This is a genomic window from Reichenbachiella sp., assembly GCF_965233835.1.
Taxonomy (GTDB): Bacteria; Bacteroidota; Bacteroidia; order Cytophagales; family Cyclobacteriaceae; genus Reichenbachiella.
Genome location: NZ_OZ247585.1, coordinates 2376126 through 2392941, shown reverse-complemented (window position 1 = coordinate 2392941; position 16816 = coordinate 2376126). Strand labels below are relative to the sequence as shown.

The 16816-nt window shown below is 39.0% G+C and carries 19 protein-coding genes; 9 read left to right on the top strand and 10 right to left on the bottom strand.

All coding sequences use genetic code 11. From position 1 onward, the window contains the following. Positions 1–63 precede the first annotated feature (63 nt). The 6 genes from ACO6S2_RS10170 to ACO6S2_RS10145 are packed head-to-tail and all read left to right on the top strand — an operon-like array spanning position 64 to position 4291. Entirely contained in the window at positions 64–714 is a 651-nt protein-coding gene (locus ACO6S2_RS10170) for a diphthine--ammonia ligase (RefSeq protein WP_422362391.1), read from the top strand. Then, positions 711–1214 (top strand): bifunctional adenosylcobinamide kinase/adenosylcobinamide-phosphate guanylyltransferase, encoded by a 504-nt coding sequence (locus ACO6S2_RS10165; RefSeq protein WP_422362390.1) that lies wholly within the window; start codon positions 711–713, stop codon positions 1212–1214. The genes ACO6S2_RS10170 and ACO6S2_RS10165 overlap by 4 nt, the downstream gene beginning before the upstream one ends. Then, entirely contained in the window at positions 1214–2251 is a 1038-nt protein-coding gene (gene cobT / locus ACO6S2_RS10160) for a nicotinate-nucleotide--dimethylbenzimidazole phosphoribosyltransferase (protein ID WP_422362389.1), read from the top strand. The genes ACO6S2_RS10165 and cobT overlap by 1 nt, the downstream gene beginning before the upstream one ends. Before the next feature lie 2 nt (positions 2252–2253). After that, on the top strand, positions 2254–3027 hold the full coding sequence (locus ACO6S2_RS10155; protein ID WP_422362388.1) for an adenosylcobinamide-GDP ribazoletransferase: 774 nt from the start codon (positions 2254–2256) through the stop codon (positions 3025–3027). Further along, complete coding sequence (cobC, locus tag ACO6S2_RS10150; RefSeq protein ID WP_422362387.1) at positions 3012–3572, top strand: alpha-ribazole phosphatase; 561 nt, start codon at positions 3012–3014, stop codon at positions 3570–3572. The genes ACO6S2_RS10155 and cobC overlap by 16 nt, the downstream gene beginning before the upstream one ends. Continuing rightward, positions 3569–4291 (top strand): diphthine--ammonia ligase, encoded by a 723-nt coding sequence (locus ACO6S2_RS10145; protein WP_422362386.1) that lies wholly within the window; start codon positions 3569–3571, stop codon positions 4289–4291. Before cobC ends, ACO6S2_RS10145 begins: the two co-directional genes overlap by 4 nt. Here ACO6S2_RS10145 and meaB read toward each other — a convergent pair. Then, the gene (meaB, locus tag ACO6S2_RS10140; protein WP_422362385.1) at positions 4272–5261 is read right to left on the bottom strand and encodes a methylmalonyl Co-A mutase-associated GTPase MeaB; all 990 of its coding nucleotides are present in this window, start codon (positions 5259–5261) and stop codon (positions 4272–4274) included. The genes ACO6S2_RS10145 and meaB overlap by 20 nt on opposite strands. Before the next feature lie 250 nt (positions 5262–5511). Here meaB and ACO6S2_RS10135 point away from each other — a divergent pair, with 250 nt between their 5' ends. Further along, a complete protein-coding gene (locus tag ACO6S2_RS10135; RefSeq protein ID WP_422362384.1) occupies positions 5512–6756 on the top strand; it encodes a CHASE2 domain-containing protein in 1245 nt (414 codons plus the stop codon). 28 nt (positions 6757–6784) lie between these two features. Beyond that, positions 6785–7708 (top strand): hypothetical protein, encoded by a 924-nt coding sequence (locus tag ACO6S2_RS10130; RefSeq protein ID WP_422362383.1) that lies wholly within the window; start codon positions 6785–6787, stop codon positions 7706–7708. A 67-nt stretch (positions 7709–7775) separates the two neighbouring features. Here the strand turns inward: ACO6S2_RS10130 and ACO6S2_RS10125 are convergent, their stop codons facing one another. From ACO6S2_RS10125 to ACO6S2_RS10085, 9 genes are all read right to left on the bottom strand, one after another. Next, positions 7776–8702, bottom strand: a complete 927-nt coding sequence (locus tag ACO6S2_RS10125) for an aspartate carbamoyltransferase catalytic subunit (protein ID WP_422362382.1) — start codon at positions 8700–8702, stop codon at positions 7776–7778. Next, positions 8699–9247, bottom strand: a complete 549-nt coding sequence (pyrR, locus tag ACO6S2_RS10120; RefSeq protein ID WP_422362381.1) for a bifunctional pyr operon transcriptional regulator/uracil phosphoribosyltransferase PyrR — start codon at positions 9245–9247, stop codon at positions 8699–8701. Before pyrR ends, ACO6S2_RS10125 begins: the two co-directional genes overlap by 4 nt. Positions 9248–9318: 71 nt before the next feature. Next, positions 9319–10887 carry a hypothetical protein gene (locus ACO6S2_RS10115; protein ID WP_422362380.1) on the bottom strand — a complete coding sequence of 523 codons (1569 nt, stop codon included), beginning with the start codon at positions 10885–10887 and terminating at the stop codon, positions 9319–9321. A gap of 58 nt (positions 10888–10945) precedes the next feature. Continuing rightward, a complete protein-coding gene (locus tag ACO6S2_RS10110; RefSeq protein WP_422362379.1) occupies positions 10946–11353 on the bottom strand; it encodes an EVE domain-containing protein in 408 nt (135 codons plus the stop codon). 58 nt (positions 11354–11411) lie between these two features. Beyond that, a complete protein-coding gene (locus ACO6S2_RS10105; RefSeq protein WP_422362378.1) occupies positions 11412–12653 on the bottom strand; it encodes a M16 family metallopeptidase in 1242 nt (413 codons plus the stop codon). 71 nt (positions 12654–12724) lie between these two features. Further along, entirely contained in the window at positions 12725–13993 is a 1269-nt protein-coding gene (locus tag ACO6S2_RS10100) for an RNA polymerase sigma factor (RefSeq protein WP_422362377.1), read from the bottom strand. Positions 13994–14029: 36 nt separating this feature from the next. Further along, positions 14030–14473 (bottom strand): hypothetical protein, encoded by a 444-nt coding sequence (locus tag ACO6S2_RS10095; RefSeq protein ID WP_422362376.1) that lies wholly within the window; start codon positions 14471–14473, stop codon positions 14030–14032. A gap of 140 nt (positions 14474–14613) precedes the next feature. Further along, positions 14614–14958 carry a YciI family protein gene (locus tag ACO6S2_RS10090; RefSeq protein ID WP_422362375.1) on the bottom strand — a complete coding sequence of 115 codons (345 nt, stop codon included), beginning with the start codon at positions 14956–14958 and terminating at the stop codon, positions 14614–14616. Positions 14959–14975: 17 nt separating this feature from the next. After that, the gene (locus ACO6S2_RS10085; RefSeq protein WP_422362374.1) at positions 14976–15362 is read right to left on the bottom strand and encodes an SRPBCC domain-containing protein; all 387 of its coding nucleotides are present in this window, start codon (positions 15360–15362) and stop codon (positions 14976–14978) included. Positions 15363–15513: 151 nt separating this feature from the next. Between ACO6S2_RS10085 and ACO6S2_RS10080 the strand changes: the two genes are divergently transcribed. Next, a complete protein-coding gene (locus ACO6S2_RS10080) occupies positions 15514–16803 on the top strand; it encodes an aminopeptidase P family protein (RefSeq protein WP_422362373.1) in 1290 nt (429 codons plus the stop codon). The last annotated feature ends 13 nt before the right edge of the window (positions 16804–16816 follow it).

The window sequence follows — 16816 nt, the reverse complement described above, 5'->3', positions numbered from 1 at the left end:
ACAGAATGGTTGTTGGGGTTTGCTTTTGCAACCCCAACAACCATTGAATTAATCTGCATAAAAATGAATATTGGATGTTCTTGGAGCGGTGGCAAAGACAGTTGTTTCGCATTGATGAAACAGCTGGATCAAGGTGACCACCTCAAAGTAGTCATGAACGTAATGGATGAAAATCAAGAATACTCCAAATCTCATGGGTTGACGCAGGAGATTCTTCGGGCTCAAGCCAAAGCATTGACTGTTCCCATTCAATTGGCAGCAGCCTCATGGTCAACGTATGAAGAAAATTTCATCTCTAATCTTCATCAAATCAAGGCAACTCATCACATCGAAGGCATGGTTTACGGAGATATTGACATTCAAAAGCACAGGGACTGGGAAGAGAAAGTTTCTGCAGCCGCAGGACTGGAAGCCAATCTCCCACTTTGGCAGGGAGACCGTAAGGAGTTGGTAGAATCCATGATTGATGCTGGCATCAGAGCGATCATTGTTTCCTGCAATCACACCTTGGGATTAGATTTCTTAGGACAGGAAATCACCCATGATCTGATACCAAAACTTGAAGCTAAAGGCGTTGATGTATGTGGTGAGAATGGTGAATTTCATACATTAGTTGTGGATTGCCCGCTATTTGATCAACCCATTCAAATAGAAAAGGGTAAAAAAGTCAAAACTGACAATTATTGTTTCATTGAAACTAAATTAGTCCAATGATCACATATATTTCAGGCGGCGAGCGATCGGGAAAGTCTTCTTATGCACAAAAGATGGCATTGGAGCTATCTGACAATCCCATTTATTTGGCTACAGCCAAAGCCTACGACGGCAACTTTGAGGAACGGATAAAGAGACACCAAGCCGAACGAGATGAACGATGGACTAATATTGAAGAACGATTTGAGCTGAGCTCAGTCCTGCCGTCAGAGCGAGTTGTTGTCATAGATTGTGTCACCCTCTGGCTTTCCAACTTCTTTTCTAAAACCAAAGGCAAACGAGACGAAACACTTGAATTAGTTAAAACTGAATTTGAGAAACTAAAAGACTATAAAGGCAATTTGATATTCATCTCCAATGAAATAGGCATGGGTACACATGCTGACACGCAAGTCGGAAGAGACTTTGTCGAAGTACAAGGCTGGATCAATCAGCATATCGCAAAGGCTGCCGATGAGGCATATTTCATAGTATCGGGCTTACCTCTAAAATTAAAGTAATGATTGATTTCAATATCCCTAATCCATATTCCGAGCTAGACGCTGCTATCAACCATAAAATTGATTTCAAAACCAAGCCCATCGGAGCACTGGGCCAGTTGGAAAGCTTGGCAAAACAAATTTGTCGAATTCAACAAACGCTTTCACCGGAGTTGAAAAACCCAAGTCTGGTAGTGTTTGCGGGAGATCATGGCTTGGCTAAGGAAGGCGTAAGCGCCTATCCACAAGAAGTCACACATCAGATGGTACTGAATTTCCTGTCAGGTGGTGCGGCCATCAATGTTTTCAGCCAACAACACGACATAGACCTGAAAATCGTAGATGCTGGTGTCAATTTTGACTTTGGCAACCAAAGCGATTTGACCAACGCTAAAATAGACATGGGTACAGCTAATTCCCTAATTGATGCAGCAATGACCGAAGCTCAGTTTGATCAGGCCATTCAAAAAGGGGCAGAAATTGTAAATCAAATTCACGTCAATGGCTCAAACATTATTGGATTTGGTGAGATGGGCATCGGCAATACCTCTGCAGCAAGTTTGATTATGAGTCATATTTGCAATCTTCCAATCAACGAATGTGTAGGGCGCGGAACTGGCGTAGATGATGCAGGATGGCGAAAGAAAATTGAAATACTGGAGAAAGTGCAAGAAAAGCACTCCTCTATTTCAAACACTTCGGAGCTTCTTCAAGCTGTAGGTGGATTTGAAATAGCTATGATGACCGGCGCTATGCTACAAGCTGCTGCCAACCAAATGATTGTACTAGTAGACGGCTTCATTGCTACTTCTGCCTATCTATGTGCACAGTCATTTCATCCAAACATTCAACACTACGCTATATTCTGTCATCAATCAGGCGAATCAGGACATCAACAAATGTTGGCTCATTTAAAAGCAAACCCGCTATTGCAAATGAATTTGAGGTTAGGTGAAGGAACTGGATGCGCCTTAGCATTACCGCTCATTCGATCAGCCGTTGATTTTATGAATAAAATGGCCAGCTTTGAAAGTGCTGGAGTCTCAAACAAAGATTAATTATGAAAAAAGAATGGTCCATTTTTCTTACTGCGGTCATGTTTTATACCCGCATCCCCTGCCCAAGGTGGGTGGATCATTCTGCTGACATGCTCAATAAGGCTACTCGATACTTTCCTCTGATTGGTTGGGTCGTTGGAGGTTTTTCAGCGCTTATTTATTTAGGCAGTGTTCTGGTCTTGCCTTTGAGCATAGCTGTTATGCTGTCAATGATTGGAAGCATCTTGCTGACAGGAGCCTTTCATGAAGATGGCTTTGCTGATGTCTGTGATGGATTTGGTGGTGGCTGGACCAAAGAGAAGATTCTTACTATCATGAAGGATTCAGCAATTGGTGCTTATGGTGCCCTGGGTATGATCATGATGCTTCTTTTTAAGTTTACTCTTCTCTGGGAAATTGGCAATTCCAAAGGTGGTTTGAATGCGGCTATGGTAATATTGGCTGCTCATGCCATCAGCAGGGCTAATCCCGTTTTCATGATATTCACCGACGAATATGCGCGTGACAATGAAGATTCAAAAGCCAAGCCTGTTGCCAAACAAATGAAATTGGGTACTTTCGTCGTGGCAATACTCATAGGGTTGCTCCCATTAGTCTATTTCCAAAATCTATATTTCTTCACGGCCATTCCTGTGCTTATTTTGGTTAAATTGTATCTCTCCAGCTATTTCAAAAAATGGATAGGTGGATACACAGGTGATTGTTTGGGAGCTGTTCAGCAAATTTCAGAAATCGCCTTTTACCTATTGGTTCTACTACTATGGAAATTTACTTGATCAGGCACACCACTCCTAAAATCGCTAAAGGCATTTGTTATGGTCAAAGTGATATTGATCTTACCTCGATTTTTAAAAAGGAAGCTGAAGAGGTTCATCAGTTGATTGATAAACCATTGGATTACATCTTTTCAAGTCCATTGAAGAGATGCGCCAATTTGGCCAATTCGTTCGATGTTAGCGTTCAAAAAGAACCTCGACTCATGGAACTGAGTTTCGGAGATTGGGAAATGAAGAAATGGAAAGACATACCGCAGTCTGCACTCAATGAATGGATGGAAAATTATGTCACGCAAGCTCCACCAAAAGGTGAGTCTTATAAGAAACTAAAAGCCAGAGTGGTGGAAATATTCAAAGGCATCATTTCTCAAAACAGAGCATCTACGGGTATCATTACTCATGCTGGTCCGATTCGAGCTATCTTATCTCATGTACTCAACCTTTCTCTTAAAGATACCTTCACGCTAAAAATAGATTATGGTAGCGTTACAAAAATCAGTTTGGTTGAAGGCCATTTCACAATAGACTATATCAATAAAAAATGAATAAGATTCCGTTGGCTATCAGCTGGAGTGGTGGCAAAGACTCAAGCATGATGCTACATCATTTGAGGAACGATGAAAAATATGAGATTGCTGAACTTCATACGGCTATTTCTAGCGAAACTGAGCGAGTTTCCATGCATGGTGTGAGCCAGGATCTGATACGAGCACAAGCAGAATCTATTGGACTACCAATACATTTTATTTCTATAGCCCCAGATTCCACCAATGCAAACTATGAAAAAGCATTGAACGCGTACTATTCCAACCTTAAATCGCAAGGCATCAATCACATCGGATTTGGTGATGTATTTCTGGAAGACCTCAAGGCATACAGAGATAAGATGCTTAGCAACAACGGTCTTACCGGGGTTTATCCATTGTGGAAAAAGAAAACAAGTGATCTTGCACAGTATTTCTTTGCTAAGAACTTCAAAACTCTTATTTGTGCAGCGAAACAATCGCTCTTTGCTGAAAGCATCTGTGGTAAAGAATATTCGAAAGAAATGCTGCAATCATTTGACCCAAACGTAGACCCTTGCGGAGAAAATGGAGAGTTTCACTCTTACGCTTTTGACGGCCCCATCTTCAAAAAGCCTATTTTCATTGATGTGAATGAAATAAAGATTCATACGTATGAGCATAAACTATCGTCTGGAGAAGAAGTAAAAACTGCTTTCGAGTTTGCAGATTTGACTTTGACTAAACCCATTGCTGTTTGACAACCTTGAGCATTTCTACCGTGGCTTTTGTCACAGACATCTTATTTTGTTGAACCTTACTTTTTAGTTCGCTTTGAAGTGTATTGAGTTTAGCCTTATCCGCGAGTTCAGTTAGAATACCGAATTGCACCCTTTCTTCGAACCAAGACACGTTTTGATTTGATCTATTTTGGTCAAACAAACCATTAGCGGTCATTACCTCCTCAAACGATTCTATCATTTGCCATACCGAATCAAAACCTATTTTTTCCAACGCCGAGCATAATTCCACCTGCGTAGACCATCCTGTTTCGCTTGCTGCAAACAGGTGCAAAGCACTTAACAAATCCTTTTTCGATTGCTTGGCCAATTTGGCTTGATCTCCATCCACTTTATTAATGACAATTCCATGAGCCATTTCCATGATGCCTTTCTTTATTCCCTGCAAATCATCACCTGAGCCCGGTTGAATCATGAGAAGAAAGAAGTCGACCATATTATTGACTAACGTCTCCGACTGGCCCACTCCAACCGTTTCAATAATGATTACATCGTAGCCAGCTGCCTCACAAAGAAGAACAGCTTCTCGTGTTCTATTATTAACGCCTCCCAAGGTATTTCCTGAAGCTGAAGGACGTATATAAGCTTTAGGGTTTCTACTCAGGAGTTCCATTCGTGTTTTGTCACCCAAAATACTTCCTCCTGTTTTTTGGCTACTCGGATCAATAGCAAGTACAGCTACCCTTTTGCCATTCTCAATCAGATAAGAACCAAAACCTTCAATAAAACTTGACTTACCCACCCCAGGCGTCCCTGTAATTCCAATGCGAACCGACCTTTGTTTAGTTTCTACAATTCTATCAAGCAAATCATTAGCTACTTCCTGATCTTCCTTTCTTTTACTCTCCACCAGAGTAATGGCTCTTGCTAAGATCACGTTGTCATGTGCTTTCAGTCCATTCAGATAATAATCAAGTTCAAATCTCTTCATTAAGGAGTATTCAGTGAAAAAATAAAGATAGTAATGAAAAGACTTGAGTTTCATAATTCTTAAAAAATTAAGATTCGGAATACTTCTTATAGTTGGATTTCCTATGTTTATAGATATTTTGGAGCATTTGGTCGATTAATAATTGAATTAAACCAAGTTAGAGTTAGCTTTAATTTTGAAAAGAGAAAAAGGCTGGCAAATGTTCCATCTAATATAAGACTTGAACATTTACTAATCTTAATAAACGGACATGCATAAAAAGTTCTGGTTAGAAACCATATACGGATTGTTTTTCATTCTCGCGTTAGCCTTTCTTGTTACCCGAGTTACAGCCTTTAATATTTTCGATGTTTTTGATCCAATCGGAGCAGTATTTGAAGATATGGAGAGTACAGATATCGTGTTTTCACAATTGAGAGAAGACCCTATTGCTGAAGAAGATTTAGTCATCGTTAACATTGGCGACCTGCCAAGAGCAGGTATTGCAGACATGGTGAACATCATAAATGCCGCTGAACCAAAAGTCATTGGGATGGATATGATATTCAGGTACCCGAAAGAAGATACGCTTGGTGATTTAAGATTATCCGATGCATTTTCTCGCGTAGAAAATCTGGTAATGTACAGCAAGCTTGTTGATATTGACGATGATGGTGAATTTGACAGTCTAGAAGTGTCATATCCTCCTTATTTCAACTACGGAGAAACCGCCTTTACCAACTTTATCTCAGGTGCAGCGACACAAGATGATCTGAAAATGTGCCGAGAATTTGCTGTAAGAGAATATGTAAACGGAGAACCTGAATTAGCCTTTTCTGTGAAAATGGCGCAGTACATGGACCCAGAAAAGGTAGAAAGATTTTTAGCAAGGGGTAATGATGTAGAAGACATCAACTATCGAGGCAATATTTTTGACTATGGAGATACAGCCTATCCGATTAGCTACTTTGCCTTGGACTGGTATCAAGTGCTTGATATGGAATTTGCTCCAGAGCTGATCAAAGATAAAGCCGTTATATTTTGTTACTTGGGCAGTGAACTGGGAGATAGAAAAGCATTAGATGACAAGTATTTCACACCATTGAATAAAAACTATGTTGGGAAAACACACCCAGACATGTTTGGTGGAGTTGTTCATGCAAATGCGTTTTCGATGATTATGTCTGAAAACTATATCGACGAAATGGGACAAAACTATGCCTACCTTATGGCATTAATATTGCTGTATTTAAACATCGTATTGTTTACAGTGATCTACAAGGTGGTACCAAGATGGTACGATGGACTGACGAAACTCACACAATTAGTAGAAGCAGCGACGTTATTTACCTTGAACATTGTCATCTTTAACTACTTCAATTATAAAATTGATGTTACATTATCGATCGTTGCAGTATTAATAGTCGGGGATGCGTTAGAAGTATTCTTTGGTGTATTTGTCAACCTATTCACAAAAGAAGGTCGAAAAGAACTTCGAGAATTAAAGAAATTGTAAATTTGTAATCTATAAATCTATATATATCATGAGAACTAAATTATTCATAACATCTACTCTTCTGATATTCTTTCTAGTCAATACCAGCTACGGACAAAGTTTTGTTTTTAGAGTATTGGCCAGCAAAGGAGCCAATCAGGTAAAAAAAGCTCAATCAGGTGAAACTGTTCCCCTGAAAACCGGAGCAACGTTAATGTCGGGCGACGAATTGATCGCAGCCTCTGGCGCTTACATTGGATTAATGCATAAGTCGGGAAGAACTATCGAAGTAAGAAATCCAGGTGTAACTAAAATTACAGACTTAGAAACTAAATTGGCAAAAAGCCAGTCATCAGTAGCCAATAAATATGCTCAGTTCGTTATGAACAAGATGAGTGATGGCGATGGAGCTAGTTCCAATTATAGACGTAACATGAAAGCTACAGGAGCTGTGGAGCGTGCTACAAGCAGTGCAGCATTGAAAGTAATGCTTCCAAGTTCTGTGGACATCTTAAACCCTGAAGCTATCATCAGGTGGAACGGTGCCGAAGAAGTGGCTGACGCAGCTTACGTTGTGAGCATTAAGAACATCTTCGATGAAGAAATCTACAGTGCTGAAACTACTGGTACTAGTATGAATATCAATTTTGAGGATGATCAGCTTGCTAATGAAAGACTGGTTATCTTAAATGTGAAAGTAAAAGACAATGACGAGATTAAGTCTGGCGACTATGGAATCAAAAGAATGTCTTCAGACGATGCTGCTTCAATCAATGAAAACCTTGAGGCTTTGAAATCCGATTTGTCGGAAGACAGCCCATTGAACAACTTGATTTTTGCATCATTCTATGAGGAAAACAATTTGATCTTGGATGCAATGACGCAATACGAAAAAGCTTTGATTGCATCTCCTGACGTGGAAGACTTCAAAACACTTTACGACGATTTCTTAATTAAGAATGGTTTGAAGTAAGAAATAGATTACTAGAAAATGAAGGTCATGTCTTACGGCATGACCTTTTTTATTTCTTGAATTTCACCTACCTGTTGGCTCCAGCAAGTAGGTACATTACGGCCATCCGCACGGCCACTCCATTTTCAACTTGGTTCAAAATAATAGAGTGCTGAGAATCTGCTACATCACTAGTAATCTCTACGCCCCTGTTGATTGGTCCTGGGTGCATGATCACGATCTCTTTATCCAATCGATCAAGTAGTTGCTTGTTTACTCCAAAATAGAGCGAATATTCACGAAGTGAAGGGAAATATTTAATATGCTGCCTTTCCAGTTGTATTCTAAGAATATTAGCCACATCGCACCATTGCAGTGCTTCAAACACATCCGTAACCACCTTGACCCCCAATGAGGTTATGTATTTAGGTACCAGGGTTGCTGGACCGCAAATCATTACTTCTGCTCCTAATTTTTGTAGTGCAAACACATTGGATAAGGCAACACGCGAATGAATGATGTCTCCGATGATGGCAATTTTCTTTCCAGTCAGGTCGCCAAGTTTTTCTCGCATGGAGAACGTATCCAAAAGTGCCTGAGTTGGGTGTTCATGTGTACCATCTCCAGCATTAACTATGTTTGCATCGATGTGCTTCGATAGGAAATGTGGAGCTCCCGGAGAGGAATGTCTCATTACAATCATATCCACCTTCATCGCAAGAATATTGTTGACCGTATCGAGTAAGGTCTCCCCTTTCTTTACAGAACTTCCCGAAGAGGAGAAATTTATCACATCGGCAGAGAGTCGTTTTTCAGCTAACTCAAAAGACAGCTTGGTTCTTGTTGAGTTCTCAAAAAACACGTTTGCGATAGTGATATCTCTGAGAGAAGGGACTTTCTTTATTGGTCTATTGATAACATCCTTGAAGTTGTCAGCAGTCTCAAAAATCAACTGAATATCATCTGATGTTAAATCTTTGATACCCAATAAATGTTTGCTACTCAACTGACTCATTTTTCTGAATTATCTATCAACCAAATTTTATCTTCCTTTTTGCCTTGTTCTGTGAGTTCTACAAGGACTTTTTGTGACAACACGGTATTCACTTGTTTGCCAATATAATTCGCTTCTACTGGTATATCTCTACTATATACTCTATCAATCAATGTGAGAAATTCCACTTTAGCCGGGCGACCAAATGCTCCCATGGCATCCATAGCAGACTTTACAGACCTCCCTGTGTAAAGCACATCATCAATTAAGACTACATTTTTATCTTCTATAATGAAAGGGACTTTTGTTTCATTGGGAGCCAATAACTCATCTCTTCTTCGAAAATCATCTCTATGAAAAGTAATGTCCAGATACCCCAATGGAATCGTTTTTTTCACTGCTTCTTCCAGCTTAGCTTTTATCCGCTCGGCCACATAAATACCCTTAGGCTGTAAACCCAGCAGTACGGTATTCTCAAACTTGTTGTGATTTTCAATTAATTGATAACAAAGACGGGAGATGGTAATACTCAGGTGATGGCTATTAAGAAGAAGTCTCTTTTGCATGTGTCTTTGATTACGCAAATATAGAAACTAGCCCTTTACATATAAAAGTATTTTCAGGAGAAGATTTCAGATTATTGATATTGAACCTTGTTGATATAAAATACTCGACGATTCAATTTCACATCCTTGTCTTTAAGGTTTTTAATATGTTGAATCCCAAAGGTGTAAAAATTTCCATCAAACCATTTTTCCAACCCTTCCATCTCTTTGTCATTGTTTCTAATCTCATCTGACTTGAAATGTAGTTCTATTGGGTCAAAACTTTTCCCTTCCAGTATTTCATCGTTTTGAATAATTTTTGATCGTATCACGTTTTCGTATACATATAGCAACACAATCCGGTTGTCCTCCACACTGATTTGCACGTTAGGCTTCAATGAATAGCTCAATAAATCGTTGATTTCAAAGCTATTATCCCACAACAATTCTCCCTTTTTGCTAAACCCAGCAACTATGGCATGAGTATATTTATATCCAATAAAGTTTGGATTTGAGAACCCGTCGTTGCCTGGGAAGCTATTAGCAGCATAAAAATTACTACTGCCGTAATTAGAATATTTGGGGTAATACGCCTCACCAATTAAAATATATTCATTTTCTCTTTCTACAATATCATTGATTAGCAATCTGTAGTTGAATTTAACCTTTTGGCCCTTTACCTTTTTTCGTTCTATTTTTTCCTTAACTCTTTCTTCACGCTTTGCTCTCATGTACGAGAAGAAATTCTCCAAATCAGCATAATCATGGTACTTAATAAACTCTTGCTTACCTAGATTCAGTTTCGCCAAATACAATCCTCTGGAAAATTCTGACTTTCTCTTTGAATAGGTGCCAGCAACATACTGTGTACCATTATCAAAACTGGTAGACACACCATCCAAAAGGCTTTTTTCATACTCAGTTTCTATAGTTTCCTTATGAACCATCTCCCCTTTTTCTGTAAAGGTCTTGAGTGAAACTGTGACCTGTTTATTTTGACCACTTTCGCTCATTACAACAGTAAAATTATTTGTCCTTTTGTCTGTCCTTACATCTATAATAGAACTATTGTTATTGTATATCCCAGGCATGACGATAGGTCTTGGGTCATCCAAATCGATGACGGAAATTACTGGTTTCATATTAGAGTAGCCTCCAAAAATCAAGGTGTTAGATACCACCTCAAAATGACTCAATTCTAGTGGTAACGAAAGAGAGAGATTATAAGAAAGCAGCTCATTTCCACTAAGATCAGCTTGATATACGATCAAATCATCCAGTTTGTATTGAGACTTACCAAATAATAGAAAGAACCCCTCATCACTATAATCATATCCCAAGAAAACAGCCCCATAATCTATAGACAAGGCCTTGTCCCAAATTACATTCAATAAGCTATCCACTCGGTACAATTCCCAAATAAATCCAGTTTGCGTTCTATTTCTAGTTTGTTTAACAACCAACAAGCCATTCTCTTTTGCTGAAATGATAATAAAATCTTCATCCTTAGTCCCAACTTCGAATTCAATTCTTTTTGGCTGAACAATGAAAGATTCTTGTTCTGTTGTATCCTTTTCGGCCTCCTTTTTTTTCTTCTGGCCTAGCACTGTTAGCTGGATACCCAATAAAAGAAAAAATAGTATGTAAGTGTGTTTTTTCATTTCTAATATCTTACTTAAAAAAGGACTTTAGAGTGTAATACCCTTATTATTTTTCGATTCATTTCTGACCTAAGGATAAAACAATATCAAACTCATCCTTTTTTACCGGCTGTACAGAAAGCCTTGAATTATTGACCAACACCATTTCTGATAAACGACTGTCACTTTTGATTTGTTCTAATGTAACCTGCTCATCAAATTTGAATTCAGGAACCAGATCGACTACAACCCACCTATCATCATCTGTAGTGGGATCAGGATAATGTTCGCGAACAACCTTTGCAACTCCTACCACGCACTTATCATTTACGCTATGATAAAACAAGGCTAAATCATCAACCTTCATACTCATCATATGCTTCCGAGCTGCATAATTACGCACTCCATCCCAATGGTCTCTTCCTAATTTCACAAAATCATCCCATGAATAGGTATTGGGTTCAGACTTGATTAACCAGTAGTTCATAAATATTAGATCAATTGTTTATTGAAATTTAAATATTTATAGGACTAATGCAAATGGTCTATCCAGGTATACTCGGCAAATACTTAAGAATACTCATTTGATCAAAATCAAGACACTCATTAGCCAATTTACTAAGCTGAGACCTTGTTACTTTATCTACCTTGTCGAAAACCACCTCAAGCCCTTCAACTTTTCCATGGTCCAGAATACTCTTAGCCATCATGAGCATGAAATTCTGATTATTTTCTTCGGACATGGCTAATTGTCCCTTGATCTGATTTTTGGCCGTCTGCAGTTGTTTAGAGCCTAGCTCCTTCTCTTTGAGTTTCTTTATTTCTTTCTGGACTAATTGTAACGAACGATCAAGATTGGCTGGTTCGGTAGCATAGAATATAGAAAACAACCCGGTATCAGTAAACGCTTGAAAGTTAGATTCAATACTGTAAACCATACCATGATTTTCACGAAGACTCAAATTAAGTCTGGAATTCATAGCACTTCCACCTAAAATGTTATTCAATACAAAAAAAGGCACTTTCTGATCTGAGTAAATATCAAAGGCACGACAACCAATCCCTACATGAGCTTGGGTAATATCCCTATTTTCACTTGCCCCATGGGGCTTATAACCATTGACTAAAACGCGCTCCCTTTGACATGAAATACGCTCTATTTGGAGTAAATTTTTTTCAACGATTTTCTTTAGTTTCTTCAAAGAGTAATTTCCAACCGATGAAAAAACCATTCGCTCTGTATCCAGATTTTCACTTACAAAATCTAAAAAATCTGTTTGATGAAAGGATTTGACACTTTCTTGCGTCCCCAATATGTTATTTCCCAGCTGATGACCATTAAAAACCAACGTATCCAGTTGATCCTGAATAGCATCCTCAGGACTATCAGCATACATCGACATCTCTTCTAGAATAACCTGTCGCTCTTTGTTGATCTGGGCATCTGGAAAAATAGAATTGAAAGTAATATCTGTGAGAAGTTCTACCGCCTTATCCAGATGATTGTCTAAAACCGCTGCATAAAAACAGATTTTTTCTTTTGTAGTATAAGCATTCAATTCGCCCCCAAGAGACTCCAATCGGTTGATGATATGAAAAGCCTTTCGACGCTGAGTGCCCTTAAAGGCCATATGCTCCCAGAAATGAGCTATTCCCTGCTGATGTGCTCCCTCATCTCTACTACCAATATCCAGCATCAACGCGCAGTGGGCTATTTTTGTATTTGAAACTTGTCTGTGAACTACTCTAATTCCATTGGGCAGCTCCCACAACTCATAATCCATCATATTACTCCATTCGAAGCCACAAAGTTATACATTTTGATGGCCAGAATTATTGGTCAGCTAGAAATGTCTGATTAATTAATTGAGAGCTTTTTGATCTTCATGAGAATGTACTCTTTCTCCAATGCATTTTCTATCAGATCCACTCCTTCCTCGTAGGCCTTGAGGGCCTCGTTATTCTTTTTGGCTGCTTCATAAAGGTGCCCCTTAACCAAATAGAGTAAATAATAATTACTCAAAAACCCAGTATCTTCAATCTTCTTTAGTTCATTCATAGCCACTTGCCAACCCTCCACTTGAGCCAATGGCATCAATCGATTGAGTTGTGCTACAGCAGAGGGAAAACGAAGCACCATAGCATCATACAACGCAAGTATTTCTTTCCAGGGAGTCTCTTCAAAAGACTTGGCTGCGCAATGCAGAGAAGAGATCACTGCCTGAATATGATATTCAGAATAAACAGGTTGTTGAACAGCTCTACTCAAAAAATAATGCCCGGTCTGAATCATTTCCTGATCCCAGGTAGACCGATCCTGATCCTCCAACGAAATGATAAAACCTCCCTCACTCATTCTAGACTCTGAACGTGCTAAGTGAAAATACATTAAGGCTTCAAGTGCATTGGTTTCTGGTAGATTCCCAACTTCAGCATCTAATAACAGCTTATTAAGTCGAAGTGCCTCAATACATAAATCTACATTCAATATTTTCTGGCCAGAACTTGGTTTATAGCCTTCATTAAACAATAGGTAAATTACCTTCAGTACGACGGACAGTCGATCTTTCAATTCGTTGGTAGGAGGCAAATCAAAGTTTGCATTTACTTCAATGAGTTTTTGTCTCGAACGTGTATACGACTTAGCCACTGCTGCTTCGGACTTCAACAAACAGGCCGCTATTTCCTTTACTCCCAGCCCGCATAGCACCTTAAGTGCCAGAATGATTTGATATTCAACATTGAGTTCTGGATGACAACAAGCAAAAAGCATTTTAAGTAATTCATCCTTTAAAACATCATCGGGGTTTATGTCTGATTCAAACGAGGCCTCTTGTAAATCCAGATGACTATCTTCCGTATAATCTTGCTTGGACAAGCGCCTTAACTGGTCAATCATTTGATTGTTTGACACCCTATAAATCCAACCTGCTGGATTAGCTGGCACCTCCTTATAAGGCCAAGTTTGCATGGCTTTATACATTGCCTCCTGCACAACATCCTCCGCCAATGTCAAATGGCTTGCTCCATACTTACTTACCAAAAGTGACACGATTTTGCCATATTCATTTCTGAATAGGTGATCAACAATTTGTTCAGTAGAGGGATTTTTTATTGACTTTGACAAGTTTCGTTCAATTGATTTTCAAGCAAGGAAAGAAAATTAGTCCGCTTTAATATCCGAATAAGATAATTGATATCTCGTATGACCGAATCCTTCGTCATCTAATGCTTGATCAATTACCACCCAAGTCTCATCGACAATCGGCCTGTTTTCTGTTACTATTTCAGGCCCGGCATCTGTGAAGTGGTAAAAACTAAGGGAAGAAAGTGCGCTTGAAGGAAATGGAACCTCTGTTACAAAAGCTACATCAAAAAACGTTTTAGTAGATCCCTTTGGGATGGCAATAAAACCATTGGACTCTTTGAAGCCTAACTTAGATGATGTTACATAGGTGATGCTAATGTCATGATCCGAATTATTATTGATCAAGAAGTCTGCTGTATTCTCCTTCGTTTCTACCTCTGGTGAATATAAATCTTCTTGCTGGCAACCCGTAAACTGCAATATTAAGAGGGTAGATAAGTGGATTAAAAGGTGTTTCATGACAAATTAATTCTTCTCAAGACACAATTAAAGTTACGACTTTTTGACTCAACCAACAAGAGTGGCATTAGTACGATAATTAGAACAACAAAAAAGGGTCAAGTTCGCTCGACCCTTTTTTAAATGAAATTTAAACTGAGTTACATATCCATTTTCATAATTTCTCTAACCTCTACCGAGCCGCCATCTTCATATATTGGACACCCTTTAGAAATTTCAACGGCTCCATCAAGAGTATCTGATTTAACAATCAAATATCCTCCAACCATTTCTTTGCCTTCGGCATAGGCTCCATCTGTAATCAAAGCGCCCGCATTTCGGACAACCTTACCTTCTTTTTGTAGCGGTTCTCCGGCTACCAGTTTATTATCTTCAGCCAATCCCTGCATCCAAACACCCCACTTAGCCATATGCGCTTGCATTTCTTCTGGTGTCTGATCCGAGCCTGACTCGTCGTTTCTAAAGATGAATAGATAATCTTTCATGTGTTTTATGTTTTAGTTTATAAATTATTCGATTCTAACCAGGTAATCAAGGGATTCATGTAATGTTCGTCCCACCCTCGTTTGATATTTTGAAAAGTGTCATCCGGTATATCCGTATGAGTCAAGGAAACTTCAAGACCCTCAGCACCTGCTTTCCACTCTAATAACACATTCGAGTACCCACCCCAGCGTTTTCCCTTCCATTGTTGTTCTAGTGTATTTGAAGTCACTTTTGAGTTCAGCCCTTCAATACTACCTCCCCATAAAGAAAAAGCAGCTCCCACTTCCTCACTCATTTGCGCTGGAGCACCCGACCATTGACTGACCATAGCCGGATTCGTTAGTGCTTCATAGAACCTCTTCTCACTTACATTAACAAGATATTGTTTCTCAAATCGTTTCATAGCCTTGCTGTTTTGATAAGATGACGAATAGAAATCATGAATTAGGACCGAAAATTGAAAAATTATTTTTCAGGTCAGAAATCGTTCAAAAGAAGCACTAGTTTTACGACAGCAAATAGCTTGATCTATTTCATTATTAAACAATATCACCATGAAGTATTTACCTATAGGGCAAGACCTATTCATCACTAATCGAAAGAAATTAAGCGCGCGACTCCAAGCCAGCTCAGTAGCCGTTTTCAATTCAAGTGATCTCATGCCTACCTCCGCAGACGGAACCATGCCCTTCAAGCAAGACGCCAATATATTTTACCTATCTGGCATTGACCAAGAAGAATCTATACTACTGTTAGCACCAGATTTTCCTGATGAAAGGTTTCGTGAAGTACTTTTTCTAAGAGAAACAAATGAAGAGATCGCCGTTTGGGAAGGGCATAAATACACAATAGAGGAAGCGGCAAATACTTCTGGCATAAAAACAGTAAAATGGCTCAATGAGTTTGAGTCTGTGTTCAACACCATTCTAGCTGAAACGGAACATATTTATTTAGATTCGAACGAGCACATTCGCAATGGATCTCAGGTAGAGACAAGAACGGATAGGTTCACAAACTGGTGTCAAAAAAACTACCCTTTGCATGAATATCAACGTATCGCACCCATTATCTATGACCTTCGATGTGTGAAAGAGCAGAGAGAAATCGAAATGATACAGCATGCTTGCGACATTACTGAAATTGGATTCAGGCGAATCTTAGAATTCACAAAGCCTGGCGTATGGGAATACGAATTAGAAGCAGAACTCTCTTATGAATTTCTAAGAAATCGAGCGAGTAGATTTGCTTATGATCCTATTATCGCTTCTGGCGGAAACTCGTGTGTGCTGCATTACATAGAAAACAATCAGCAATGCAAGGACGGAGATATCATCCTTTTTGATGTAGGCGCTGAATATGCCAACTACAATGCAGACATGACTCGGGTTATCCCGGTCAATGGTAAGTTCAGCAAGAGGCAAAGGCAAGTTTACGATGCGGTTTTAAGAGTTAAAAATGAAGCCACTGAGTTACTTACACCAGGAAGTACCATTCCTGATTATCACAAAGCTGTTGGTGAAATAATGGAAAGAGAGCTATTAGCGTTAGGCCTTATCAGCAAATCAGACATTGAGAAGCAAGACCCTGATTGGCCAGCTTATAAAAAATATTTCATGCATGGCACCTCTCATCATCTGGGTTTGAATGTCCATGATGTGGCTAGTATCTATAAGAAATTTGAACCAGGAATGGTTTTTACAGTTGAGCCTGGCATTTACATCCCTGAAGAAAATATCGGTATCAGATTAGAAGACAACATTGTGATCACTAAACAAGGGCACGACAATTTGATGAAGAATATTCCAATACATGCTGAAGAAATTGAAAGTTTGATGAACGCTTAAAGTATAACCCAAA